This window comes from Streptomyces sp. NPDC014656 (genome assembly GCF_043084305.1).
GTDB lineage: Bacteria > Actinomycetota > Actinomycetes > Streptomycetales > Streptomycetaceae > Streptomyces.
Window position 1 is genome coordinate 115647 of sequence record NZ_JBIBZN010000012.1, and the last position, 22576, is coordinate 138222.

29 protein-coding genes are annotated in these 22576 nt (G+C 73.8%); 13 read left to right on the top strand and 16 right to left on the bottom strand.

The genetic code is table 11. The features are described 5' to 3' along the window. Window positions 1–306 precede the first annotated feature (306 nt). Together ACF1ED_RS25685 and ACF1ED_RS25690 are read right to left on the bottom strand one after the other, a co-directional pair. A complete protein-coding gene (locus tag ACF1ED_RS25685; RefSeq protein WP_391764214.1) occupies window positions 307–1152 on the bottom strand; it encodes a hypothetical protein in 846 nt (281 codons plus the stop codon). 82 nt (window positions 1153–1234) lie between these two features. Continuing rightward, complete coding sequence (locus tag ACF1ED_RS25690) at window positions 1235–1627, bottom strand: winged helix-turn-helix transcriptional regulator (protein WP_391764216.1); 393 nt, start codon at window positions 1625–1627, stop codon at window positions 1235–1237. A 121-nt stretch (window positions 1628–1748) separates the two neighbouring features. Between ACF1ED_RS25690 and ACF1ED_RS25695 the strand changes: the two genes are divergently transcribed. From ACF1ED_RS25695 to ACF1ED_RS25710, 4 genes are all read left to right on the top strand, one after another. After that, on the top strand, window positions 1749–2624 hold the full coding sequence (locus ACF1ED_RS25695) for an SDR family oxidoreductase (protein WP_391764218.1): 876 nt from the start codon (window positions 1749–1751) through the stop codon (window positions 2622–2624). Between the two features lie 218 nt (window positions 2625–2842). Next, on the top strand, window positions 2843–3805 hold the full coding sequence (gene rarD, locus ACF1ED_RS25700) for an EamA family transporter RarD (RefSeq protein ID WP_391764490.1): 963 nt from the start codon (window positions 2843–2845) through the stop codon (window positions 3803–3805). Window positions 3806–3868: 63 nt separating this feature from the next. Beyond that, a complete protein-coding gene (locus tag ACF1ED_RS25705; protein ID WP_391764220.1) occupies window positions 3869–4549 on the top strand; it encodes a DUF4291 domain-containing protein in 681 nt (226 codons plus the stop codon). Window positions 4550–4599: 50 nt separating this feature from the next. Then, window positions 4600–5067, top strand: coding sequence for a VOC family protein (locus tag ACF1ED_RS25710; protein ID WP_391764222.1), 468 nt, complete (start codon window positions 4600–4602; stop codon window positions 5065–5067). Between the two features lie 36 nt (window positions 5068–5103). On the opposite strand, the gene ACF1ED_RS25715 is transcribed toward ACF1ED_RS25710, so the two are convergent. The 4 genes from ACF1ED_RS25715 to ACF1ED_RS25730 form a co-directional block, all read right to left on the bottom strand. Next, window positions 5104–5532: an RNHCP domain-containing protein gene (locus tag ACF1ED_RS25715; protein ID WP_391764224.1), complete on the bottom strand. Its 429-nt coding sequence runs from the start codon at window positions 5530–5532 to the stop codon at window positions 5104–5106. 1 nt (window position 5533) lies between these two features. Further along, window positions 5534–5878, bottom strand: coding sequence for an RNHCP domain-containing protein (locus tag ACF1ED_RS25720; RefSeq protein ID WP_391764226.1), 345 nt, complete (start codon window positions 5876–5878; stop codon window positions 5534–5536). Between the two features lie 267 nt (window positions 5879–6145). Then, a complete protein-coding gene (locus tag ACF1ED_RS25725) occupies window positions 6146–6637 on the bottom strand; it encodes a DUF1203 domain-containing protein (RefSeq protein WP_391764228.1) in 492 nt (163 codons plus the stop codon). Window positions 6638–6757: 120 nt separating this feature from the next. Beyond that, window positions 6758–7141, bottom strand: a complete 384-nt coding sequence (locus tag ACF1ED_RS25730) for a VOC family protein (RefSeq protein WP_391764230.1) — start codon at window positions 7139–7141, stop codon at window positions 6758–6760. 94 nt (window positions 7142–7235) lie between these two features. On the opposite strand from ACF1ED_RS25730, the gene ACF1ED_RS25735 reads away from it, so the two are divergent. Next, window positions 7236–7658, top strand: a complete 423-nt coding sequence (locus tag ACF1ED_RS25735) for a hypothetical protein (RefSeq protein ID WP_391764232.1) — start codon at window positions 7236–7238, stop codon at window positions 7656–7658. 40 nt (window positions 7659–7698) lie between these two features. Here the strand turns inward: ACF1ED_RS25735 and ACF1ED_RS25740 are convergent, their stop codons facing one another. Then, window positions 7699–8391 (bottom strand): alpha/beta fold hydrolase, encoded by a 693-nt coding sequence (locus ACF1ED_RS25740; RefSeq protein WP_391764234.1) that lies wholly within the window; start codon window positions 8389–8391, stop codon window positions 7699–7701. Window positions 8392–8588: 197 nt separating this feature from the next. On the opposite strand from ACF1ED_RS25740, the gene ACF1ED_RS25745 reads away from it, so the two are divergent. Further along, window positions 8589–10796, top strand: coding sequence for an FG-GAP repeat domain-containing protein (locus ACF1ED_RS25745; RefSeq protein WP_391764236.1), 2208 nt, complete (start codon window positions 8589–8591; stop codon window positions 10794–10796). Window positions 10797–10880: 84 nt separating this feature from the next. On the opposite strand, the gene ACF1ED_RS25750 is transcribed toward ACF1ED_RS25745, so the two are convergent. Continuing rightward, entirely contained in the window at window positions 10881–11462 is a 582-nt protein-coding gene (locus tag ACF1ED_RS25750; RefSeq protein WP_391764238.1) for a YdeI family protein, read from the bottom strand. A 142-nt stretch (window positions 11463–11604) separates the two neighbouring features. Here ACF1ED_RS25750 and ACF1ED_RS25755 point away from each other — a divergent pair, with 142 nt between their 5' ends. Both ACF1ED_RS25755 and ACF1ED_RS25760 read left to right on the top strand, forming a co-directional pair. Next, on the top strand, window positions 11605–12147 hold the full coding sequence (locus ACF1ED_RS25755) for a VOC family protein (RefSeq protein ID WP_391764240.1): 543 nt from the start codon (window positions 11605–11607) through the stop codon (window positions 12145–12147). Beyond that, entirely contained in the window at window positions 12140–12943 is an 804-nt protein-coding gene (locus ACF1ED_RS25760) for a MerR family transcriptional regulator (protein ID WP_391764242.1), read from the top strand. The genes ACF1ED_RS25755 and ACF1ED_RS25760 overlap by 8 nt, the downstream gene beginning before the upstream one ends. Window positions 12944–12950: 7 nt before the next feature. Here the strand turns inward: ACF1ED_RS25760 and ACF1ED_RS25765 are convergent, their stop codons facing one another. The 4 genes from ACF1ED_RS25765 to ACF1ED_RS25780 are packed head-to-tail and all read right to left on the bottom strand — an operon-like array spanning window position 12951 to window position 14662. After that, complete coding sequence (locus ACF1ED_RS25765) at window positions 12951–13370, bottom strand: hypothetical protein (RefSeq protein ID WP_391764244.1); 420 nt, start codon at window positions 13368–13370, stop codon at window positions 12951–12953. 22 nt (window positions 13371–13392) lie between these two features. Then, window positions 13393–13581 (bottom strand): DUF397 domain-containing protein, encoded by a 189-nt coding sequence (locus ACF1ED_RS25770; protein ID WP_391764246.1) that lies wholly within the window; start codon window positions 13579–13581, stop codon window positions 13393–13395. A gap of 26 nt (window positions 13582–13607) precedes the next feature. Beyond that, window positions 13608–13799 (bottom strand): DUF397 domain-containing protein, encoded by a 192-nt coding sequence (locus tag ACF1ED_RS25775; protein ID WP_391764248.1) that lies wholly within the window; start codon window positions 13797–13799, stop codon window positions 13608–13610. Continuing rightward, entirely contained in the window at window positions 13796–14662 is an 867-nt protein-coding gene (locus ACF1ED_RS25780) for a helix-turn-helix transcriptional regulator (protein WP_391764250.1), read from the bottom strand. Before ACF1ED_RS25780 ends, ACF1ED_RS25775 begins: the two co-directional genes overlap by 4 nt. A gap of 143 nt (window positions 14663–14805) precedes the next feature. Between ACF1ED_RS25780 and ACF1ED_RS25785 the strand changes: the two genes are divergently transcribed. The 4 genes from ACF1ED_RS25785 to ACF1ED_RS25800 all read left to right on the top strand — a co-directional run bounded on the left by ACF1ED_RS25785 (window position 14806) and on the right by ACF1ED_RS25800 (window position 17906). Next, window positions 14806–15225: an ATP-binding protein gene (locus tag ACF1ED_RS25785; RefSeq protein ID WP_391764251.1), complete on the top strand. Its 420-nt coding sequence runs from the start codon at window positions 14806–14808 to the stop codon at window positions 15223–15225. 281 nt (window positions 15226–15506) lie between these two features. Further along, entirely contained in the window at window positions 15507–16346 is an 840-nt protein-coding gene (locus tag ACF1ED_RS25790) for a helix-turn-helix domain-containing protein (RefSeq protein WP_391764253.1), read from the top strand. 79 nt (window positions 16347–16425) lie between these two features. After that, on the top strand, window positions 16426–16782 hold the full coding sequence (locus ACF1ED_RS25795) for a hypothetical protein (RefSeq protein WP_391764255.1): 357 nt from the start codon (window positions 16426–16428) through the stop codon (window positions 16780–16782). A gap of 158 nt (window positions 16783–16940) precedes the next feature. Beyond that, the gene (locus ACF1ED_RS25800) at window positions 16941–17906 is read left to right on the top strand and encodes a HEAT repeat domain-containing protein (RefSeq protein ID WP_391764257.1); all 966 of its coding nucleotides are present in this window, start codon (window positions 16941–16943) and stop codon (window positions 17904–17906) included. A 31-nt stretch (window positions 17907–17937) separates the two neighbouring features. On the opposite strand, the gene ACF1ED_RS25805 is transcribed toward ACF1ED_RS25800, so the two are convergent. The 4 genes from ACF1ED_RS25805 to ACF1ED_RS25820 form a co-directional block, all read right to left on the bottom strand. After that, window positions 17938–19254 (bottom strand): hypothetical protein, encoded by a 1317-nt coding sequence (locus ACF1ED_RS25805; RefSeq protein ID WP_391764259.1) that lies wholly within the window; start codon window positions 19252–19254, stop codon window positions 17938–17940. A gap of 104 nt (window positions 19255–19358) precedes the next feature. Beyond that, window positions 19359–20564: a peptidase S1 and S6 gene (locus ACF1ED_RS25810; RefSeq protein ID WP_391764261.1), complete on the bottom strand. Its 1206-nt coding sequence runs from the start codon at window positions 20562–20564 to the stop codon at window positions 19359–19361. A gap of 200 nt (window positions 20565–20764) precedes the next feature. After that, window positions 20765–21040, bottom strand: coding sequence for a hypothetical protein (locus tag ACF1ED_RS25815; RefSeq protein WP_391764263.1), 276 nt, complete (start codon window positions 21038–21040; stop codon window positions 20765–20767). Window positions 21041–21045: 5 nt separating this feature from the next. Continuing rightward, on the bottom strand, window positions 21046–21276 hold the full coding sequence (locus ACF1ED_RS25820; RefSeq protein WP_391764265.1) for a hypothetical protein: 231 nt from the start codon (window positions 21274–21276) through the stop codon (window positions 21046–21048). A 263-nt stretch (window positions 21277–21539) separates the two neighbouring features. On the opposite strand from ACF1ED_RS25820, the gene ACF1ED_RS25825 reads away from it, so the two are divergent. Further along, window positions 21540–22526, top strand: coding sequence for a LuxR C-terminal-related transcriptional regulator (locus ACF1ED_RS25825; protein ID WP_391764267.1), 987 nt, complete (start codon window positions 21540–21542; stop codon window positions 22524–22526). The last annotated feature ends 50 nt before the right edge of the window (window positions 22527–22576 follow it).

A 22576-nucleotide genomic window follows, 5' to 3' on the forward strand; every position in this document is an offset into this window, starting at 1 on the left:
ACGTGCCGCCGGAAGCCGCGGACCGGCCGTGGGCCGGGGCGCCCGGGGTGTGCGGCGCGCCCGGGGGGTCGGGCGTGGCCGGGGGGTCGGGCGTGGCCGGGGGGTCGGGCGTGGCCGGGGGGTCGGGCGTGGCCGGGGTACCCGGCGCGCCCGGGGTACCCGGGGCGGCGGGCGTGCCCGGCGTCCCCGGGGTACCCGGCGTACCCGGGGCGGCGGGCGTCCCCGGGGCGGCGGGCGTCCCCGGGGCGGCCGGGGTACCCGGGGCATCGGGCGTGCCCGGGGTGTCCGGTGTGTCGTCCGGGGCGGTCACTGTTCTGCCTCCAGCGCTCTCTCGGCACGGGTGAGCATGGCCACCGAGGCCTGGGCCATCGCCGTGGCCAGGTCGGTTTCGGTGTGGCCGGGGGCGCCCTTGGCGGAGACGGCGACGGTCACCTGGCCGAGCCGGGACTGGGACCAGCCGTAGTAGTGCTCGCCGGGCACGCCGTCCTTGAGGTACGTCCCGCGCTCGTTGACGGTGTCGGAGGCGGTGCGGTTGCCGCCGACGCCGTAGGCGTTGCCGAGCGACATGAGGCCGGAGATCCGCTCGCCGTCCCGGAGGGTCTGGCCGGGGCAGCGCAGGACCTCCTCCAGGGTCTCGGCCATCTCCCAGTCGGCGGCGTCCTCGGTGCGGTGGACGGTGACGGTGGCGGAGACCCGGACCGTCCCCTTGTCGCCTTCGGCGGGGAGCTCCATGTAGGCGGTCACGCTGTGGAGGACGGTCGCCGGGAGGGTGCCCGTCTCCCAGCCGCAGTCCTCGGAGAGGACGGGCCAGTAGCCCTCGGGGCTGAGGTACGGCTTCCGCTCGACGTATCCGGGTCCCCAGGCGCCGGGGCCGCCGGAGAGGACCGTGCGGGCGAGGGCGACGGCGTCGGACCGGGTCCTGGGCGCGCGGGCCGGGTCGGGGTCGAACCCGAGGGCGGTCGGGTAGGTGGAGGGCTCGGCGGCCGGGGTCGGGGTCGCCGTCGGGGTGAGGGTCGCGCTCGCCGCCGGGGGCGTACCGGACGAGGGGCCGCGTTTCCCGTCTCCCCCGCCGCCCCCTCCCGAGCATCCCGCCACCAGCAGTCCGCCGGCCAGCACGGCACAGCAGGAACGCGACAGCCGCGCACCGGACATGATTCCCCCACCCCCGCCCACACGATTCCCCCAGGGGGCACGATCGTATGCGCGGAGGGACCAACTCCGGTGCGTTACAAGGTCATTGCCCGCGCGCCTCGTCGTAGCGCGCGCGGGCGGCCTCGACGGCGGGGACGCGCTCCTCGGTCCAGAGGGCGAGGGCCCTGACGCGCCGGGCGGCGTCCTCGCCGAGGGGGGTGAGGGTGTAGTCGACGCGGGGCGGGATGACGGGCTTGGCGTCGCGGTGGACGAAGCCGTCGCGCTCCAGGGTCTGGAGCGTCTGCGTGAGCATCTTCTCGCTGACGCCGCCGATCCGCCGCCGCAGCTCGCTGAAGCGGTACGAGCGCTCCAGGAGGGCCATCAGGACGAGGACGCCCCAGCGGCTGGTGACGTGCTCCAGGACGAGCCGGGACGGGCACATGGCGCCGTCGACGTCCGCCAGCAGGGGCCGGACCCCGGGTGTCTCGACGCTCATCGCACTCCTCTCACTTATTTCCACGCCAGTACCTTACTTCAAAGTGGGTACTTTCTTCTGGTTAGTGCCCGTCGTACGGTGAGTGCGCACCCCGAAAGCCCCGCTCCCCTAAGGACCCCCCATGAGCATCGTCGTCACCGGAGCCACCGGACAGCTCGGCCGTCTCGTCGTCGACGCCCTCCTCGCGGACCCGGCCGTCCCGGCCGGGTCCGTCGCCGCCGTCGTGCGGGACGAGGAGAAGGCCGCAGACCTCGCGGACCGCGGCGTCGAGCTGCGGATCGCCGACTACAGCCGGCCGGAGACGCTGGCCGGCGCGTTCGGGGCGGGCGACCGGGTGCTGCTGATCTCCGGCAGCGAGGTGGGGCGGCGGGTGCCGCAGCACGCCGCCGTGATCGACTCGGCCAAGGCGGCGGGCGTGGCCCAGCTCGCGTACACCGGCGTCCTGGGCGGCCCCGACGCCGACTTCGACCTGGCGGCGGAACACAAGGAGACCGAGGCGCTGATCCTCGCCTCCGGCCTGCCGTACACCTTCCTGCGCAACGGCTGGTACAGCGAGAACTACACGGCGAACCTCGCCCCCGTCCTCGCCCACGGCGCGGTCGTCGCCAACGCGGGCGAGGGCCGGGTCGCCTCCGCCGCCCGCGCCGACTACGCGGCCGCCGCGGCGGCGGTGCTGACCGGTCCGGCCGCCGAGCACCTGGGCAAGGCGTACGAGCTGAGCGGCGACGAGGCGTGGTCGCTCGCGGAGTACGCGGCGGAGGTCGGCGCCCGCGCCGGGCGCGAGATCGCGTACACGAACGTGCCGGCCGGGACGCACCTGGAGATCCTGACGGGCGCGGGCGTGCCGGAGCCCTTCGCGGCGATCCTCGTGGACGTGGACGAGGCGATCGGGCGGGGCGCGCTGGCGGTCCGGACCGGCGACCTGGCGCGGCTGATCGGCCGTCCGACCACCCCGATCGGCACGACGGTCGCGGAGGCGCTGGCCGCGGCGGAGTGACCCCTCCCCCTCCTCAAGGTCATGACCGTATAGCGGTACACACATGACAGTCCGCCCTGTGCGGCGCTACCTTCGTCGGAACAGCGCGCGCAGGGCGGGAGGCTTTCATGGGCGGCGGAAGAGGCACGGTCACAGGGACCGGCACGACGGGCACGGGCGCGGACGCGGCCACGAGCGCGGGCGCGGAGACCGAGAACCGCGCCGGGCTGCTGTACGGCATGGCCGCGTACGCGATCTGGGGCCTGGTCCCGCTCTACTGGCCGCTGCTGAAGCCGGCGAGCGCGGGCGAGATCCTGGCGCACCGGATGGTGTGGTCCTTCGTCTTCGTCGGCCTCGCCCTGCTGGCGCTGCGGCGCTGGGGCTGGGTGAGGGAGCTGCTCGCCCACCCGCGCAAGCTGGCCCTGCTGACGCTCGCCGCGACCGTCATCACCGTGAACTGGGGCCTCTACATCTGGTCGGTCAACAACGGCCACGTCGTCGAGGCGTCCCTCGGCTACTTCATCAACCCGCTGATGACGATCGCGCTCGGCGTCCTCGTCCTGAAGGAACGCCTCCGCCCGGCCCAGTGGGCGGCGGTCGGCATCGGCTTCGCGGCCGTGCTGGTCCTGGCGGTGGGCTACGGCCGCCCGCCGTGGATCTCCCTCACCCTCGCCGTCTCCTTCGCCGTCTACGGCCTGGTGAAGAAGCAGGTGAACCTCGGCGGCCTGGAGTCGCTGGCGGCGGAGACGGCCGTCCTGTTCCTGCCGGCGCTGGGCTACCTGGTCCTCCTCGGCTCGCGCTCCGAGCTCGCCTTCGGCACCGAGGGCGCGGGGCACATGGCGCTCCTCGCCTCGACCGGCGTCGTCACGGCGATCCCGCTGGTCTGCTTCGGCGCGGCGGCGATCCGGGTGCCGCTCTCCACCCTGGGGCTCCTCCAGTACCTGGCCCCCACCTTCCAGTTCCTGCTGGGCGTCGCGTACTTCCACGAGGCCATGCCGCCGGAGCGCTGGGCCGGCTTCTCCCTGGTCTGGCTCGCCCTCACGCTCCTCACCTGGGACGCCCTCCGCTCCGCCCGCCGCAGCCGCGCGGAGATCGCCCGCGCCGCGAAGGAGGCCGCGGAACGCCTCACGGAAGAGGCCGACGCCTTCCGCACCCCGGCGGCCCCGACGGCCCCGACGGCCCCGGGCGACGTCCGCGCCTGACGCCGGAGCGGCCCGCGCGAAATCCACTGGCCCGGGGCGGGCGCCGCGATCCACGCTGTCCCCATGCCCGCACCCGAGCCCCTGATCACGCCCGTGCCCGAGCCCGCGGCCGTATCCGCACCCGCGTCCGCGCCCGGGCCCGGGCCCGCGGCCGAGCCGAAGCGCCGCGTCCGCGCGCTGCACACCGCCACCACGGTCACCGTCTACCAGGCGTACCGGCCGGAGATCGGCCTGGCCGCCGCGCGGGACGGCCGGTTCCCCGCGGTCTGGAAGCGGGACCGGATGACGTGGATCAAGCCGTCGTTCCTGTGGATGATGTACCGCTCCGGCTGGGGCACCAAGGAGGGCCAGGAGACGGTCCTCGCCGTGGAGATCACCCGCGAGGGCTTCGAGTGGGCGCTGCGGCACGCCTGCCTGTCCCACTACGAGCGCGGCTTCCACGCCGACCGGGAGTCCTGGCGGCGGGAGCTGCGCCGGGCGCCGGCGCGGGTGCAGTGGGACCCGGAGCGGGACCTGCGGCTGGCTCCGCTGCCGTACCGCTCGCTCCAGCTGGGGCTCGCGGGAGAGGCGGCGGGGCGGTACGCGGACGAGTGGACGGTCTCGGTCACCGACGTGACCCCGCTCGCCCGCCGCGCGCACGCCCTCGTCCGCGCGGGCGACCTGCCGGGCGCCGCGCGGCTGCTCCCGGCCGAGACGCCCTATCCGGAGACGGAAGGCCTGCTGGACCGGGTCCGGGCGGGCTGATTCCCGCGTTCCGGTGGCGGGGGGCGGCCTGGGGCACGTATGTGTGGGGGATGGAGCCGCTGAGCTGGAAACTCGTGATCGACGCCGCCGACCCGCACGCCCAGGCCGTGTTCTGGGCGGCCGCCCTCCGGTACGTGGAGGAGGACCACAGCGGGCTCGTGGGGAAACTGCTCGCCGCCGGGGCCGTACCGGCCGGAGCGACCGTCACCGTGCACGCCGGGGAGCCGGAGGAGCGCCCGGGGTGGCACGACCTCGCCGCCGTGCGGCACCCGGACGACCCGGTGTCGGAGGAGAACGGCGCCGGGCTGGGACGGCGGATCCTCTTCCAGCGGGTGCCCGAGGCGAAGACCGTGAAGAACCGCGTCCACCTCGACGTGCACGCCCCGCCCGGCGCCCGGGACGCCGAGGTGGAGCGGCTGGAGAAGCTGGGCGCGTCCGTACTGCGGCGGGTCGCCGAGCAGGGCGGCGCGTGGGTGGTGATGGCCGACCCCGAGGGGAACGAGTTCTGCGTGCAGTGACCCGTCCGTACGCCCCCGGGGCCGGGGCCCGTCCGCTCAGAGGCCCAGCAGCACCCCCTGCGCCGCGTCCGGCACGCCCGGGTCCCGGAGCGGTCGCAGGGCGAGCCGCATCAGGGCCAGGGCGTTGTCGTCGCCGGCGATCCGGTTGGCGCTCAGTTCGCCGCAGGAGCGGCACTCGTGGACGAGCAGCCATTCCCCGTCGGGCCGGACGGAGACGCTGAGTGGCACCATGCGGCCCCGGCAGGCGGCGGCCCGGTCACCGGGGACCCGCCCGTCGACGTGCAGGCTGGTCAGGCAGGTCGGACAGTGGTTGCGGTGTGCCGTGCCCGGGGCGGCCAGCGGGACGACGAGCCGGCAGCCGGCGCACCGGAAGTCCTGCTCCCGGTGTCCGTCGCGCTGCGCGTGCAGCACGTCCTTGGGCCGCTGGGCCCGGCGGCGGTCGTCCGTCCGCGTGCGGCGGGCCATGTCACAGGTCCCCGAACGCTTCGAGCGGGAACGGCGGCTGGGCCAGCGGCCGCACCGCCATCCGCATGAGGATGAGCCGGTTGTCGTCCTCGGCGACGGGGCTGGAGGTCAGCTCGTCGCAGCGCACGCAGCGGTGGACGACCATCCAGTCGCCGGTCCGCGGCACGGCGATGGAGATCGGTGTCATCCGCGCCCGGCAGTCACTGGCGCCGCCCTCGACGTGGTCGTGGACGTGCCGGGAGTGCAGGCAGGACGGGCAGTGGTTGCGCCGCTGTCCGCCGGCGGCGTGGGCGTGGACGGTGAGTCCGCACCACACGCAGGTGAAGGTGTCGATGGTGATGGTCACCCGGAGGCTCCTGGCTGAGGAAGTGTCACTGACAGCAGGAGTCGGCCGAGCGGGCCCAGCGAAGGGGCCGCCTGAGCAGCTAGGCGGCAGGGGTGGTGGGCTGAGGCGCGCTCGGCGCGGGCCGGGTCATAGAACACCCTCTCGAAGGCACGGGGACGGGACGGACCGGACCCGGGTCGGGGTCCGGCGTCGGGTCACCCCGAAGGTAGACACGCCCGCCCCCGCCCCGCCACCGGTTTTTCTCCGCGCGGCCCTGGCCCCTGGCCCCTAGGACCGCCGCACCTCGAAGAGGAAGCAGCCGTACTCGACCGCGCGCACGTGCGCCAGGGCCACGGCCGGGTCGGCGAAGGCCTCGGTGAGGGCCTCGTCCAGGCCGGGGAGTTCGACGAGGCGCCCGCCGAGGATGCGGCCATCCGCGCCGTACCGGCGGACCGTCCGCAGGACGCCCGCCCGCTCGAAGGGGTACGCCTCCGAGGGCTTGCGCTCCCGCGGCCCCGCGCACTCCTCCGCGTGCACGAAGACGGGCCCGACCTCGTCGTACGGCCCCGGCTCGGCGCCCGTGGCGGCGGCCCAGCGCCGCAGCGGGGCGTAGGCGACGAGGACGACGCGCTCGCCCGGGCGGGCCCTGCGCAGGCAGCAGCGCAGCGGCTCGCCGCCCTCCTCGGCGGTGTACGGCCGGGAGGGGCGTCCGGCGTCGTCGGTGTCCCGGAGCGCGGCGAGGACGGCGGGCTCGACGGCCCGTGGCGTGAAGGCGTTCATGGCTCCAGCGTCGGCCCGGCCGGGGCGGCCCGCTGGCGGCATTCGGACGCCGCGCTCGGCGTCCTCGACCGGCCGTGGCCCCGGGGGGAACGGCCCTCTCCCCCGGACCGGCCCGAGCGGTCAGACCGGGTCGACGCGCGGCCTCAGGAGGCAGAACTCGTTGCCCTCCGGGTCGGCCAGGACGTGCCACGCCTCCTCGCCGGTCTGTCCGACGTCCGCCGGGCGGGCGCCGAGCGCGAGCAGGCGGGCCAGTTCGGCGTCCTGGTCGCGGTCGGTGGGGCTGACGTCGATGTGGAGGGGGAGCTTGCCGGGGCGGGGGTCGCCGCTCGGGCTGAGGATCAGCGTCGACTGCGGGCCGCCGAAGCCGGTGCCGGGCGGCCCGATCTCGATGCTGCCGTCGTCCTCCCGGCCGATCTCCACGTACCCGAGGACCTCGCTCCAGAACGCGGCGAGCCGTTCGGGGTCGGCGCAGTCGAGGATCAGCTCACTGATGCGGCATGCCATGCGGTCCAGCGTACGGGCCCCGATGTCACACCCGGGCCCTACCGTGCGACACGAACGGGCGTACGGACGCCCGGAGTCGAGGAGGGGCGGGATCGTGGGTGGCGACTGCTGGTGGCAGACCGGACCGTACGACCGCGACCTGCCGGCCGCCTTCCGGCGGGCGCAGGAGGCGGAACTGGCCGAGGACGACCGGGGGTTCACCGGCCGGACGGTCGAGGAGCTGTGGAAGAGCCCGGACTGGGCCGAGTTCATCTTCACCGGCGGCACCGCGACCGTCCTGGACCAGATCCACACGGTGCCCGCCACGGAGCCCGAAGAGGGGCCGTACATGCGCCCGCTGACGGAGGGCGAGGTCCGCGCCTGGTGCTCCCACGGCAGGCCCACCGCCGCCGAATGGCGGGCCGCCCTCCGCGCCGACCTCGACCTCTTCCCCCGGCGCGGCCTCGGCCGCTGCACGGTCCTGTACGAGAACGGCGAACCCTCGGAGATCGGCTACTGGGGCGTGACGGCGGACTAGCCCCGGCCGGGCGCACGCGGCGCCGGGGCCCTGTCCGGCGCTAGGCGGGCCGCGCCGGGCAGGCGTCCGCGAGGACTCGGGCGAGGGCGCGCGGGCGGGTGACCATGGGCCAGTGGCCGGAGTCGAGGTCCGCGTACGTGACGTGGCGGGCCCGGGCGAGTTCGGGGCTGTCGCCGGCGGCGATCCACTCCTTGGCCTGAGCGGGGGTGAACTCGGGGCAGACGAGGACGACGGGGACGTCGAAGCGGCGCTCGTCGGTCAGCCGGACCACCCCCCTGGCGACCCCCTCGGGGACGGGGACGGCGGCGGACGCGAGCCGGTCGCGGGCCGGTCCGTCGAGGTCGGCCGCGTCCGGCCCCTCGAAGGGGCCCCAGCCGGGGAAGGCCATGACGCCGTCCTCGACGGGGAAGAAGTCGGCGTACGCCTTCCCGTCCTCGGCGGGGAAGCCGCCGATCAGCGCGACCCCGGCAACCTTCCCCGGCCGCGCGTCGGCGGCCAGCCAGGCCAGGCTCGACGCGGCCGAGTGCCCCACCACCAGCGGCTTCCCCTCCGCCGCGTCGACCGCCGCGAGCACCGCCCGCAGCTGGTCGTCCAGCGTCGCCGACACGTCGCCGTCGCCCTGCCCGGGGAGGGCGACGGGCACGGGCCGGTGGCCGAGGGCGGTGAGCTCGGGCACGACGTCGTCCCAGGCGGACGCGTCGAGCCACAGGCCGGCGATGAGCAGGATGTCCATGGTGGTGCCCCCAGGCGCGCGACGGTTCAAGTCCCTTCCGCACGCTACCGGGAGGCTCTGACGGCGGCCCGGCGAACAGCCCCCTCCCGCCGCTCCCCGGAGAAGTCCGGAAGCAAATCCAGGAGGCGTACAACCATTCGCTTGTTCGGGTGTCTCAGCAGGTGAGGCGCGTGGTGCGCCTGATGTTTTGGGGAGGAATGCCCGTGCTTCTGGCCCGTTCGACCCGACGGCGGCTCGCCGGCGCCGTCACCACCGTCCTCGCCGTCACCCTCGGGGCGACGGCGCTGACCGTTCCCGCGCACGCCGCCCCCCTCACGGCGGACGCGAACCCGGCCGCCGACCCGGACCCGATCACCGACCCGATCGCGTACCCCGGGGGCAGCAGGCTCGTCGGCGCCGGTGTGTCCGGCTTCCTGACGACCAGCAACGACAACGTCACGACCTTCCGGCGCTACACGGACGGCGCCGGGCAGGCGTACGACGGCGCGGTGTATCTGCGGTCGACGGCGACGACCGACTTCCTGGTCTTCCGGGGCTCGCGCACGATCACCCAGCGGAACCTGCGGACGGGCGGCGTCCTCGACGTCGCCGTCGGCACCCTGGCCGGCGACGCGAAGTGGGCGGGCGCGGCGGCCGACGCCGTCTTCACGACCGTCACGACCGAGGCGGGCACGGTGCTCCGCAAGCACGTCGACGAGACCCCCGACGTGACGGTCACCGGCCTGCCCGCCGACGCGTCCACGGTCATGGTCACGCCCGCCACCCCCGAGCACGCCAAGGTCTCCTTCACCCAGAACGGTCTGGGCAAGTGGGGTCTCCTCGACCTCGCCACCGGCGTCTTCACCCCCGGCGCCGCCGGGATCCACGGGCAGGTGGTCTCCGCGACGCACCTCGCCTGGATCATCGACTCGGCGACGGACCAGGGTCCCCGGGTCTTCGTCGCGGACCGGGCCGCCGGCTCCGACGCCGTGCAGGAGGCACCGGTGCCCGCGGTGCCGTCGCTCGGCAACCTCCAGGTCGGCCTGGTCGGCGACTGGGTGCTGTACGGGCAGAAGGGCGGCATGGGCTTCTCCCAGCCGAGCGTCCACCACGCCATCACCGCCTACAACGTCACCACCAAGGCCACGGTCAAGGTGCTCGACCACGCCTACGAGTTCACGTCCGCCCCCGACGGCAGCCTGTACGCGCGCGGCGGTCTCGCCGGCCAGGGCGAGGGCATGTACCGGATCGAGGCCTCGGACGACGGCGCCATCGGGGCCCGGATGGTCGCGGCGACCGGCGAGCCCACCGAGGTCGTCGTCACGGGCTCCACCGTGCCCCCGGCAGTCCTCGATTTCGACCGGGCCAACGAGTTCACCTTCAAGTGGACGCTCTCCCGCGAGGTGCGGAACCCCAAGCTCACCGTCCGCCACGTGCGGACCGGGGAGACCAACACCCTGAGCTGGCAGCCCTCCACCAGCGCGCCGACGGTCACCTGGGGCGATGGCAGCTGGGAGGAGAACCGCGCCAACGGCGACTACACCTGGGAGCTGACCGGCGAGGCGGCCAACGGCATCGGCCCGGCCGTCACGGCCCGGGGCGCGTTCAAGGTCGTCCGCAAGGCCCAGCCGCACGACTTCAACGACAACGGCAGCCCCGACCTGTTCCACCGGGACTCCGCCGGCCGTCTGTGGCGCACGGACCTCTACTACCGTCCGATCGACTCGTGGCCGGGCGTCCACGAGGCCTCGGAGAAGGCCTACATCGGTTCGGGCTGGGGCCTCTACGACCGCATCGAGGCCGCCGGGAACCTGGGCGGCACGCAGGTCGGCGACCTCCTGGCCCGCGACAAGTCCGGCGTGCTCTGGCTCTACCAGGGCAAGGGCACCGGCAACTTCGCCGCCCGGGTCCAGGTCGGCGGCGGCTGGCAGGTGTACGACAAGATCACGTCCGGCAGCGACCTGACGGGTGACGGCCGCGTGGACGCGCTCGCCACCGACCGGTCCGGCGGACTCTGGCTCTACCCCGGAACCGGCAGCGCCACGAAGCCGTTCCTCCCCCGCAAGAAGATCGGCACCGGCTGGGGGGTCCACAACGACATCACGGCCGTCGGGAACATCGCGGGCGGCGCCGCCGGCGATCTCGTCGCCCGTGACAGGGACGGCGTCCTCTGGCTCTACCTGGGCAAGGGCGACGGCACGTTCGCTCCCCGCACGAAGATCGGCGGCGGCTGGGACGCGTTCCGTCCGCTGATCGCCGTCGGTGACGCGGACGGCGACGGCCGCCCGGACCTCATGGGCCTCGGCGTGAGCTACCAGTCGCCGAAGCTGTACAAGAGCACCGGTGACTGGAAGGTCCCCTTCCGTCGCGGTGAGGTCATGTACGTGGAGCAGGTCACCACGAACTCCTCGGACCTCGTGTTCTGATCCCGCGCGCCGCGCGGAGAGGAGAGGAAGGGGAGGCCGTGGCACCACGCGGCCTCCCCTTCCCGCCTTCCCCCTCCCGCCCCCTCACGGGCGCGGCTTCTCGCCCTTCGCCAGCATCGCGACGAACTGTTCGATGCGGCGGGCCCGGGTCTCGGGCCGCTTGGCGTCCTGGACGCGGTAGAGGACCGCGAAGCGGTGCGCGCTGCCGAGGGTCTCGAAGAAGGCCGCCGCGGCCGGTTCGGCGGCCAGGGCGGCGGCGAGGTCGTCCGGCACGGTGGCCGTCCGCGCGCTGTCGTAGGCGGCCTCCCAGCGGCCGTCCGCCTTGGCCCGGTCGACCTCGGCCTGCCCCGGCGGACGCATCCGGCCCTGCGCGGTCAGGGCGGCCACCTTGTCCCGGTTGACCTTCGACCACCTGCTGTTCCGCCGGCGCGGGGTGAAGCGCTGGAGCCACCACAGCTCGTCGAACTTCGCCTTCTGGCCGTCGATCCAGCCGTAGCAGAGCGCCACGTCGAGCGCCTGGGCGTAGTCCAGCGCGACGATCCCGGGCCCCTTCTTCCGCAGCTTGAGCCAGAGGCCGGGCGAGTCGGCGTGGTGCTCCCCGAGCCACGCCTCGAACGCCTCCGCCGAATCGAAGGTGACGGTCTCCAAGTCCTGGTCCTGAGTCATCCCGGCAGCGAACCACAACCGGCCGCCCCCCGCCGGACTTTCCGCGCCGGGCCCTCCACGGGCGGGCTCGGGTCAGGCTCCGGCCGGGCTCTCCGCCATCGGGCTTGACCCTCACGCAGCGGGAGGCCGAAAGGTGGGGGCCATGAGCGACCACTACGACGCCTTCGAAATGAGCCCCGTCCCCGCGCCCGGCCCCGACGCCGTGCCGCCGGAGCCCTTCCACGGCATCTACGGCATGCCCGCCTTCGTCTCGGTCCCCACCACCGACCTGGCAGCCTCCGTGGACTTCTGGACCCGCGGCCTCGGCTTCTTCGAACTGTTCACCATCCCCGGCACCCTGGTGCACCTGCGCCGCTGGGCGTTCCAGGACGTCCTCCTCGTCGCGGCGGACGCCGTCCCCGCACAGGCACCGGCCATGAGCGTCAGCTTCGCCTGCGTGCTCGGCCAGATCGACGGCCTGGCCGCCGACTGCCGTGCCGCCCGCCCCGGCTCCGTCTCCGCCGACAGCCCCCGGGACACCCCGTGGAACACCCGCGACATCGAGGTGATCACCCCCGAGAACGCCCGGATCGTCCTCACCGCCGCGAAGCCCTACGACCCCGCCACCCAGGAGGCGCGGAACCTCGCCGCCATCGGCATCACCGGCCCGTCCACCGGCCGCGACGACAATGAGGAGCATGCCTGACACCCCCGGCGCCGCCGGCCTGACCGTCGGTCAGGTCGCGGCCCGCCTCGACGTCACCGTCCGCGCGCTGCACCACTGGGACGAGATCGGCCTGGCCCGCCCCTCACTGCGCACGACGGGCGGCTACCGCCTCTACACCGCCGCCGACCTCGAACGCCTGCACCGCATCGTCGTCTACCGCGAGATCGGCCTCGGCCTCGACAGGATCCGGGCCGTCCTCGACGACGCCGCCACCGACGTCCCCGCCGCGCTGCGCGCCCAGCGCGCCCAGGTCGCCGACCGCGTCGAACGCCTCCAGCGGCTCGGCGCCGGCCTGGACCGGATGATCGAGGCCCACGAGCGCGGACTCCTGCTGACCGTCGAGCAGCAGGCCGAGATCTTCGGCCCCGGCTGGGACCCGGAGGGCCCGGCGAAGGCCCGCGACCGGTACGGGGACACCACCCAGTGGCGCCAGTACGCCGAACGCGCGGCCTCCCGCACCCCCGAGGAGTGGCAGGCCGTCACCGACGCCACGACCGCCCTCGACGGCGACCTCGCGTCCGCGATGGACGCGGGCGTCGCCCCCGGCACCCCGGAGGCCGACGGCCTCGTCGACCGCCACCGCGCCGTCTTCGCCGCCTACTTCCCCCTCACGAGGGAGATGCAGGTCGTCCTCGCCCGCACGTACGAGTCCGACCCGGGCTTCGCCGCCCACTACGACGGCGTCCGCCCCGGCCTGGCCGCCTGGTTCCGCCGCGCGGTCGACGCGAGCGCCCGCGCCCACGGCATCGACCCCGACACGGCGACCTGGCAGTAGTACGCCTCTAGAGCTCGTAGTCCCGGGCCAGCTCCTCCCACGGGACGCCGCGCAGCCCGGCGTCGGCATCCTCTCCCGCCGGCACCCGCGGCTCGTCCTGGAACCAGGCGACGACGAGGGCGGACCCGTCCATGGCCCGGTCCAGCGGCGCGGAGTCGAAGGCGCCGACGCACATCACGGCGGGCAACACCTCGACGGGCCCGGCCGAACCGGCGGCCCGGTCCGGGTACGCACGCCCGGGCGGCACCAGATGGACTGCCGTGGAGGAGTACTCACGCTCCGCCTTCTGCCGGAGCCAGTCGACCTTCCGGTCGTTGACCCGCCGGTGCGGGTAGCCCTCCAGCATCCCCCCGTACGTCGAGGACATCCACAGCTCGGTGAGCCGGATCCGACGCCCGGACGAGAGCACCATGTGCCCCAGTGACATGCCGACACCCTAGGAGCGCCCGCTACTCCCCACGGCTGTACGCCACGAACCCGGCCCACGCGGCCGGACCGAAGGCGAGCCGGGGCCCGGCGATGTCCTTCGAGTCACGGACGTGGACGGCACGGGGGGTGGTGGCGACCTCGACGCACGTCTCGCCGCCACCGTTGCTGTAGCTGCTCTTGAACCAGTGCAGCTCGGGGGTACGGTTCACGTCCGCTCCTCAGGTCGGTTACGTGGCTACTCCCCCGAGCTGTACGCCACGAACCCGGCCCACGCGGCCGGACCGAAGGCGAGCCGGGGCCCGGCGATGTCCTTGGAGTCGCGGACGTGAACGGCGCCCGGGGCGGTGGCGACCTCGACGCAGTCGGTGCCTTCGCTGTTGCTGCTGTAGCTGCTCTTGAACCATTCCAGCTCGGACTTGCTGCTCATGTCTCTCCCAGCACTTGCTCGATGAAGGCCCGCGACTCCCCCGGAGTGAGAGCCTGAGCCCGGATGATGCCATGGCGCAGCTCCAAGATCCGAAGGCGCTTGGGGTCATAGACCGGACGGCCGTTGAAGATGCCGTCCGAGCGCCCCACCGCCGTGCCGTCGATGAACTTCAGCAGCTCGATCAACCCTCCCGAGCCCGGATGCTCCGCACGCTCGGTCGGCATCACCTGAATCTCGACGTTGGGCAGCGCACTCACCTCCAGGAGACGTTCGAGCTGGCGGCGCAGCACCATTCTCCCCCCGATGGGCCGCCGCAGGGTCACCTCTTCCTGAACGAAGCTGAACTCCGGACCTGGGTCTTTCTCCAGGACCGACCGTCGCGCCACACGAGCCGAAACAAGCCTCTCCAGTTCAGCTGGCCCGTAGGCCGGACGGCGGGTGCGCAGCAGCGCCCTGGTGAATTCCTCGGTCTGGAGCAAGCCGTGGATGCTGTAGTTGAAGTACATCGAGAATTCGACGGCCCGAGCTTCGAGCTTCGCCAGATCCCGCACCTCCTTCGGATACCGGACCACTACGACGTCCTTCTTCATCTCCGCAACGAGTCCGCTCGCGCCCAGCACCTCATCGGCCTTGTCCAGGAACTCGGGGCGCGGGATCCGGTCCCCCCGCTCCAGCTTGCGGATCATGTCCTCGCCGTAACCGGTCCGCCCGCCGAACTCCGCCGCGCTCAGCCCCTTCGCCTCCCGCCACGTCTTGAGCTGACGCCCGACCGTGGCCAGGATCGCCTTCCCCGGTTCGTCTCCGGGGTCCACCTCCCAGCCCGCGTCCTCTACGACGACACCGTCCACCTCGTCCACGCTCATGCGTGCCCACCTCCTCGTGGCGGCCCTCTACCCGGAGCGCGGCCCGAGACAGTCGAGACAGGACAGGACAGTCGCAGGACAGTAACCGTACGTAAGGGCGTTTCTGGTGGGCAGCGTAAGCAGAGGTCGCCACGCTTGGTTCCATGAACCCGGAAACCAGCCAACTCATGGCGACCGCACGCCACTTCACACTCCAGCTCTCCTCGACGCCCCGAGGGGCCCGGCTGGCGCGGCTGCTCGCCGTCGAGCAGCTGCGTTCCTGGGGACTGGAGGACTCGATCGACGCGGCGGAGCAGATCGTGGCCGAGCTGGCGAACAACGCCGTGACGCACGGGCACGTGCCGGGGCGGGACTTCCGGCTCAGGACGATCGCCACGGGGTCGGCGCTCCGGATCGAGGTGACGGACACGCGGGGTGACCGCGTACCGCTCGCCGGCGGCCGCTCCCCCGCCGCCGAGAACGGGCGGGGACTGCTGATCGTCGAGGCGCTGGCCCGCACTTGGGGCGTGAGTCCAGGACCCGCCCCGCAGAAGACCGTCTGGGCCGAGCTGCCGCTGCCGTGACGGCCCCCACCGCGTCGCGGGTGTCCACGACGCGGTGGGCCGCGACGCGGTCGCCCGCGACGTAAAGACAAAAGACCGGGGAAGTACCCCTTCCCACCCCACCCGCCTCCCCGCCGGGAGCCCGTCACTCACATGGGTGATCTGTGCCAACTGGGCTGGATTCGGGGTGGCTTGCCTGGCATATGCTCCGGCCATTCCCCGTGAAATGCGACGGCCCCCGACCGAAACTCCACTCCCGGTCAAGGGCCGTCTCACCGACTAGGAAGACCAAGACCCTTCCCGTGGCTATCAAGCACCCTAACGCGCCCTCGCGCGCCTGCGGGCTCGTTCACCGCAACGTCCGGCTGACCAGCCGGTACGTCGTCATCAGCAACGACCTCGCCCAGCACCCCGACCTGACGGTCCCGGCCATCGGGCTCGCCGTCCTCATCCAGTCGCTGCCCGCCGGCGTGTCCGTCGGGATCAAGGCGCTGGCGGCGCGGACCAGGGGGATGAGCGAGATGAAGATCGCGGCGGCCCTGCGGGAGCTGGAGGCGGCCGGCTTCCTCTCGCGCTCCCGGGAGCGGCTGCCGGACGGCCGGTTCGCCCAGCGCACGGTCTCGTACAACAGGCCGGGGGCTGACCCCGACGCCGTACGGGAGACCCCTGAGCCGCAGGAGCCGCGCACGGCGCACGAGGCGCCACCGGCACCCGCCCCTCTCCCGGCCGCCCCACCCGCCCCGGCGCGGTCCGTCGAGCCGCCGCTCGACGCGCGGCACGCCCCCGCCGTCGAGCTGCTCTGCGGCCTCCGCGCCCACGAGCCCCGGCTGCTGCTGTCGGAGCGGGACGTGCGGCGGCTCGCGCCCGGCGTGACGGGCTGGCTGGATCGCGGCGCGCGTCCCGACGCCGTGCGCCGCACGCTCTGCACGGACCTTCCGCCCGACCTCGCGTACCCGGCGGGCCTGCTGGCGTACCGGCTGACGGCTCTCCTGCCGCCGCCCCTCCCCGCCGCGCCCGCCGGTCCGGCCGCCCCCGTCCCCCTCCAGAACTGCGACGACTGCGACCGCGCCCACCGCGCCCCGGAGCCGGGCCGGTGCGACGGGTGCCGGGCTGCGGCGGAGGCCGCCCCGGCAGCCGCCTGAGTCCCGGCCCTGGTCCCGGGGCTGTCGCGGGAAGCGCGCTGTCCGCGGCCGAATCCCGTCGGTCGGTACAGTCGTGCGCATGCTGAAACCAGTGCTGCGTGCGGTGGAAGAGAGCGGTCGTACCGTGGACGATCCGACCGAGGAGGTCCTGCACGACCTGCTGGCCGAGATGAGCCTGTCGCACCGGTTCGTGATCCTGGACAGACTCGATCTGGCGCCTGTGGGTCAGCACTACATCCAGGCGTACCTGAACGACGACCTCAGCTACCAGGTCGAGTACCGCGCGGGCAGTGCGGACAAGCACTACCAGGCCCACGTTCCAAGGCTCCATGACGTGTTCGGCCCGGAAGTGTTGACCGCCAAGGTGATGATGGACTGGGCTCACGACCGGCAGGGGTGGCGGGAGGCGTTGCCGTGGACCCCCATGCGCTTCTAGCGAAGGATCACCGCCACGCCCTCGGCGGTACGGGCCGCGGCACACCGGCCCGGGCCCCGCACCGCATGCCGTCGTCGCTCGGCCGCCGCCGGAACCGGACAGGTGGCCGACCCGCACAGGCCGGGATCCCCTTGCGGCGCACGATCTAGCATCACCGCATGGCGACCTTCGTGCACCTCACGCCCGCCGCCGGCGCGGCGGGCATCCGGCGGAGCGGGATCAAGGCGCGGGGGGAGCGGCGCGGGGTCTACCTGTTCCCGGTGCTGGCCTCGTACCCGCTGACGCACCAGTGGCTGCGGGAGCTGGGGCGGCGGCAGGGGCCCCGGGGTCTCGTCGCCGTGCACGTGCGGCTGCCGGACGGGGAGCCGGTGGCCGTGGGGCGGTACGGGCGGAGCGACCGGGAGGTCACGGCGGCCGAAGCGGTGTGGCTGATAAGGGAGTTGGGGGACGGGGCGCTCGGCTGGGAGGTGTTCCTGCCCCGGGCGGTCGCGCGGGCCGAGGTGCGGCGGGTGCGGGCGGTGCGGCAGGTCGCCGGGTGGCGTTACTTCCCCGGGGCGCACGGGGTCGCGCCCTGCGTCTGCGCGGGGTGCGTGCAGCCGGGCACGTACGGCTCGCGGCGGCTGCGGGAGCGGCGGCCCCACCCCCTGGACGGGCCCGCGCCCGCCTCGCGCGTCCTGCTCGCGCGGCTCGGCCGGGCCGATGCGCGGGCGGACACGGCCGCGCTGGTCGAGACCCTCCGCTGGTACGGGCTCCGCCGGCGCGGGCCGGTGGAGCGGCTCGCGCCGCTCGCGGCCCACCCGGACCCCGGGGTCCGGAAGGAACTCGCCCGGGCGGTGGCCGAGTGGTCGACTCCCGGGGCGGACGGGCTGCTGCGGGAGCTGGCGGGCGACGCCGTGACCGAGGTGCGGCGGACCGTCGCCGTGGCCCTCTCCTTCCGGCGCACCGAGGCCGCCGCCGCCCTCCTCGCGGTCCTCGGCCGCGACCCCTCCGCCGCCGTCCGCGAGGCGTCCGTCGACGGCCTCGTCGAGTGCGGGACGCCCGGGGCGGAGGCCGTGCTGGCGCTGCTCGCCGACGACCCGGTCGTCTCCGTGCGCACGGCCGTGGCCCTGCTCACTGAGGAGTGAGCAGGGCCGGGTTCCGTGCGGGGCGGCGGCGTCAGCCGTTGACGATCTTGTCGTAGCGCAGGGCGGCGTAGCCGGAGGCGGCGTGGCCCGCGATGCTGCCGTCGGGGCCGCCGTTGAGGTAGTCCTGGCCGCGCATCATGTCGTCGTTCGGGTTGGACTCGTGGATGTAGGAGAACTTGCCGGCCGCCTTGTCGACCCACTTCTCGAAGAGGATGACGTGGCCGCCGCCCTCGGTGTTCAGCGCGTCGCCGGGCTGGAGGTCGGACTTGTTGATGACGGTGCTGACGTCCGGCAGGGTTTCGGTGGAGTAGCTGCTGTTCGCATGCCAGGCCATGGAGACGAAGCCGGAGCAGTCGGTGCGGTACGCGTGGTCGCCCTCGGGGTCCAGGGCGCTTCCGCCCCAGACGTACGGGACGTCGCGGGCCAGCCAGTTCAGGGCGCGGCCGATGACCTCGCTGCGGGCGATCGTCCCGCCCTTGGTGGAGGGGTTGGCCGGCGGGGTCGTCGGCGTCTGATAGGTGCAGTCGTTGGCGAAGGCGGAGAGCAGGGTCTGCGTCCAGCCGCTCGCGTCGACCGGGTCCGAGGAGTGGTAGGCGATGTCGTCGCCCTTCCCGTCGGTCGGGTCCGCGTCGTGGTACCAGTACATGCCGCCGTTGGTACGGCCGTAGTAGAGGCCGCCGCCGGGCGAGACCAGGCTGTCGACGCCCGACCAGCCCGACGCCTTGAGGTCCGAACGCTCCCAGTCCCCGACGCCGTTGATCTGGTAGGACAGCAGCTTGCCGTCGGACGTGGTGGCCACGAGGACGTCGTCGCCCGCCGCGGCGAGGGTCTTCAGGACGAAGCCCTCGTCGATCACCACGTGCTTGGCGATGTGCTCCGGTCCCGCGGGCTTGGCCTGGGAGACGTTGTAGCGGTGGAGCTGGCCGGCGACCGTGCCGTAGAGGTGGCCCGCGCCGTCGTAGGTCATCTTGTCGAAGGTCCAGCCGCCGTCCCAGAGCTTGGTGATCCCGGCGAGGCCCAGGGAGGTGTTGTTCGTCTGGACGTCGACGCGGTACAGCGCTCCGGACGTGGACGTCACCAGCACCGTGTTGAAGTTGAGGGTGGCCATGGCCTTGGGCTCGAAGCCGAGGTCGGGGCCGACCAGCGTCTTGACGCGGTCACCGGTGTTGGGCGATATCGCCGTGTAGGTGAGGCGGCCGTCGGCGAGGATTCCGTAGACCGAGACGTCTCCGCCGCAGATGGCGGCGGCCTGGGCCGGGGCCGCCGTGCCGAGCGTGACCAGGCTGAGGGTCGAGGCGGTCAGGGCGAGACCGGCGGCGAAGCGGAGGGCGCGGGACGACGTGAGCATGGGGTTCTCCAGGTCTGGGGCAGCCCTGACGTACGCGCGTCGGGCCGGGGAGGGTGAGCGGACGAAGAAGCGGGGGTGCGCGGGAGGTGCGGCGCGGGCCGTGCTCAGTACCAGTTGTTGTTCAGGAAGTGGTTCCAGGCGGCGCAGGGCGTGCCGTACCGGCCGTCGATGTACGACAGGCCCCACTTGATCTGGGTGATCGGGTTGGTGCGCCAGTCGTCGCCGAAGGCGTCCATCTTGGAACCGGGCAGGGCCTGGGGGATGCCGTAGGCGGTGGAGCTCGGGTTGTCGGCCCAGTAGCGCCAGCCGCTCTCCTTGGTCCACAGCTGGTCCAGGCAGTTCCACTGGGTGGAGCTGTTCCAGGCGCCGCCGTCGTACGCGTTCATCAGATCGCGGCCGGCCGCCTTCACCGCGGGGATGTCGGTGCCGTCGAGCGGGGTGGAGGCGGTGGTGCAGGTGAACGTCCCCGGCTGGGCCGAGAGCAGTTTCTGCGTCCAGCCGCCCGTGTTGACGGGCGTCTCGTTGTGGTAGGCGATGTCGCCGCCGGAGCCGTCGGCCGGGTTGGCGTCCTTGTACCAGTACATGGCGCCCGTGGTGGGGATCCGGCCGTAGTAGAGGCCGCCGCCCGGCGAGACGACCTGGTCGAAGGCGGACCAGCCCGAGGTCTTGAGGTCGTCCCGCGACCAGCCGCCGGCGCCGTCGATCTTGTAGGAGTAGAGCGCGCCCCCGGCGGTGGTGGCGAGCAGCCGGTCGTCCCCGGCGGCGGTGAGGGTCTTGAGGACGAAGCCGCCGCCGATCTCCTTGCGCTGGCCGATGTGGGCCGGGCCCGTCGGCTTGGGCTGGGAGACCAGGTACTGGATGAGGACGCCCCCGGCCGTGCCGTAGAGGTGGCCGTTGCCGTCGTACGTGAGCTTGTCGTGGGTCCAGCCGCTGTCGAAGATCTTGACGGGCGGGCGCTCCAGGACGAGGGACGTGTTGTTGGTGAGCACGTCGACGCGGTAGAGCGCGCCGGCGGTCGACGTGACGAGGACGGTGTTGAAGTTGAGGGTGGCCATCGCCTGGGGCTCGAAGCCCAGGTCCACGCCGATCAGCACCTTCTTCAGCTCGCCGGTGGCCGGCGTGATGGTGCTGAACGTGAGGCGGCCGTCCGGGAGGATGCCGTAGAGCGAGGCGGTCCCGGCGCAGGTGGTCGCGGCCTGCGCGGCGGGAGCGGCCTCGATGGCCGCGACGGTGAGGAGCCCGGCCCCGAGGGCGCCGGACAGGGCGGCGATCGTGGCCTTGCGGGCAGCCTGGCGGAGGGTGGTCGTCACTGGCGTTCCTTCCGGAGACGTCTGCGTGGGGAAGCGGGAGCGGGTACGGGGGCGGGAGCGGGTACGGGAGCGGGAGCGGGCACGGCGAAGCGCGGGGGCACGACGGAGTACGGGGTGCGGCGAAGTGCGCGGCCCGGTGAAGTACGCGGCCCGGTGAGGGAGTACGGGCGTGCGGAGGTGCGGGCGCGGGGCGGTCGCCGTCAGCGGTGGGGCGCGGCGGTGCTGTAGCCGTGGACGCTCAGGGAGGCGCGGGCGCCGTCGAGGATGGCGCGGGCCTGGTCGAGGGCGAGTGCCTCCGAGGCGGCGCGCAGGAAGAGGTAGAGGTCGGCGCCGTCGGCCGAGGCCCTGGCGCGTACGTGCTCAAGCCCGTTCGTGGTGGCCGCGTGGGCCCAGACGAGGTCCGTGAGGAGGGCGAGCGCGCCGGGGGAGGCGGGGCCGTGGTGCGGGCCTTCGAGGGAGGCGAGGACGACGCGCACGCTCCTCAGTCCCAGCTGATGCTGTCGGAGGGGGACTCCGGGGCCGAGTCCCAGCTGATGCTGCCGTCGCCGTCGGTGGCGCTGACGACGTACCCGGCTCGGTCCCCGGCGGACGCGGCCACCGTGGCGACGGAGGCGGCGCCGGCACCGGCGAAGGCCAGGGCGCAGAGGGCGGCGGCGATGGCGACGGCGGAGGAGGAGCGGGCGGTACCGGCGGTGCGCTGGGTGCGGAACATCGTGATCCCCCTGGTCGGAAGTCGGGTGGCGAGGTGAGGTGAGGTGCGGTGTGCGGTGCGCTGTGCGGTGCGGTTCGGACCCGGCCCCCGGGCTGTCGCCCCGCCGTTCCGGTGGTCACCATGCTGCTGTCCCCGGGGCGGGCGGGGAAGAAGTTCCGGCTGACACCAAGGGGTCTGGCACCTTGGTGCCAGACCACGTCTACGATCACGGCGAGGGGACGCTCGCGAGGGGCGGGCGGCCGAGCACAGCTGGGGGGCTGGGCATGCTGCAGGCACTGGGACTCGGGGCCGCCGTGGAAGCCGTGTACCGGGGGATGCTCGCCGATCCCTCGGGAGGGATCGCCGAACTGGGCGCGCGCGTCGGCCTCTCCGAGGCGGAGGTCCGCGAGGGCCTGGACCAGCTCGTCGACCTCGGTCTGCTCAGGCCGTCACGGGACAGCCCCGGCGCGCTGCGGGCCGTACGGCCCGAGGTCGGCCTTGAAGTGCTCCTGCGCCGCCAGGAGAGGGAACTCGCCCGTCAGCAGCAGGAGTTGGAGCGCAGCCGGGCCGCCGCCGCCGAGGTGGTCTCCGAGTTCGCGGAACTGCGGCCGAACACCGAAATCGACGGCGCGGAACGGCTCGTGGGGATGGACGCCATCCAGAACCGGCTGGAGGAGCTCGCCCACGGCCTCACCCGGGAGTGCCTGGCGATCCTGCCCGGCGGCGCGCTGTCCGAGGCCAGCATGGCGGCCTCGCGCCCGCTGGACCGGCGGGCGCTGGCCCGTGGCATCGAGATGTGCTCGGTCTACCAGGACAGCGCCCGCAACGACCCGGCGACCCTGGCCTACGCCCGGTGGCTGACCGAGCAGGGCGGCCAGGTGCGCACCAGCCCGCTGCTCCCGCCCCGCCTGCTGGTCTTCGACCGCACGGTCGCGGTCGTCCCGATCGACCCCGGCAACTCCCGCATGGGCGCCCTGTGCACCCGCGCGCCCGGCATCGTCGCCTCCCTGGTCACCCTCTTCGAACAGACCTGGCAGGCGGCCGTCCCGCTCGGGGCGGACCGCCCCCGCGCCACCGAGGAACGGCCCAGCGCGGCCGAGCTCGAACTCCTGAGGCTCCTGGCCTCGGGCATGACCGACGAGGCGGCGGGCAAGCGGCTCGGGGTGTCCCTGCGCACCGTCCGGCGCCAGATGTCCGCCCTGATGGAACGCCTCCACGCCACCAGCCGCTTCGAGGCGGGCCTGAAGGCGGCCCGCGAAGGCTGGCTCTGACCCCACGCCGGGAGGGGCGCCTTCCGGGGCGGGCGCGGGGAGTGGCGCCT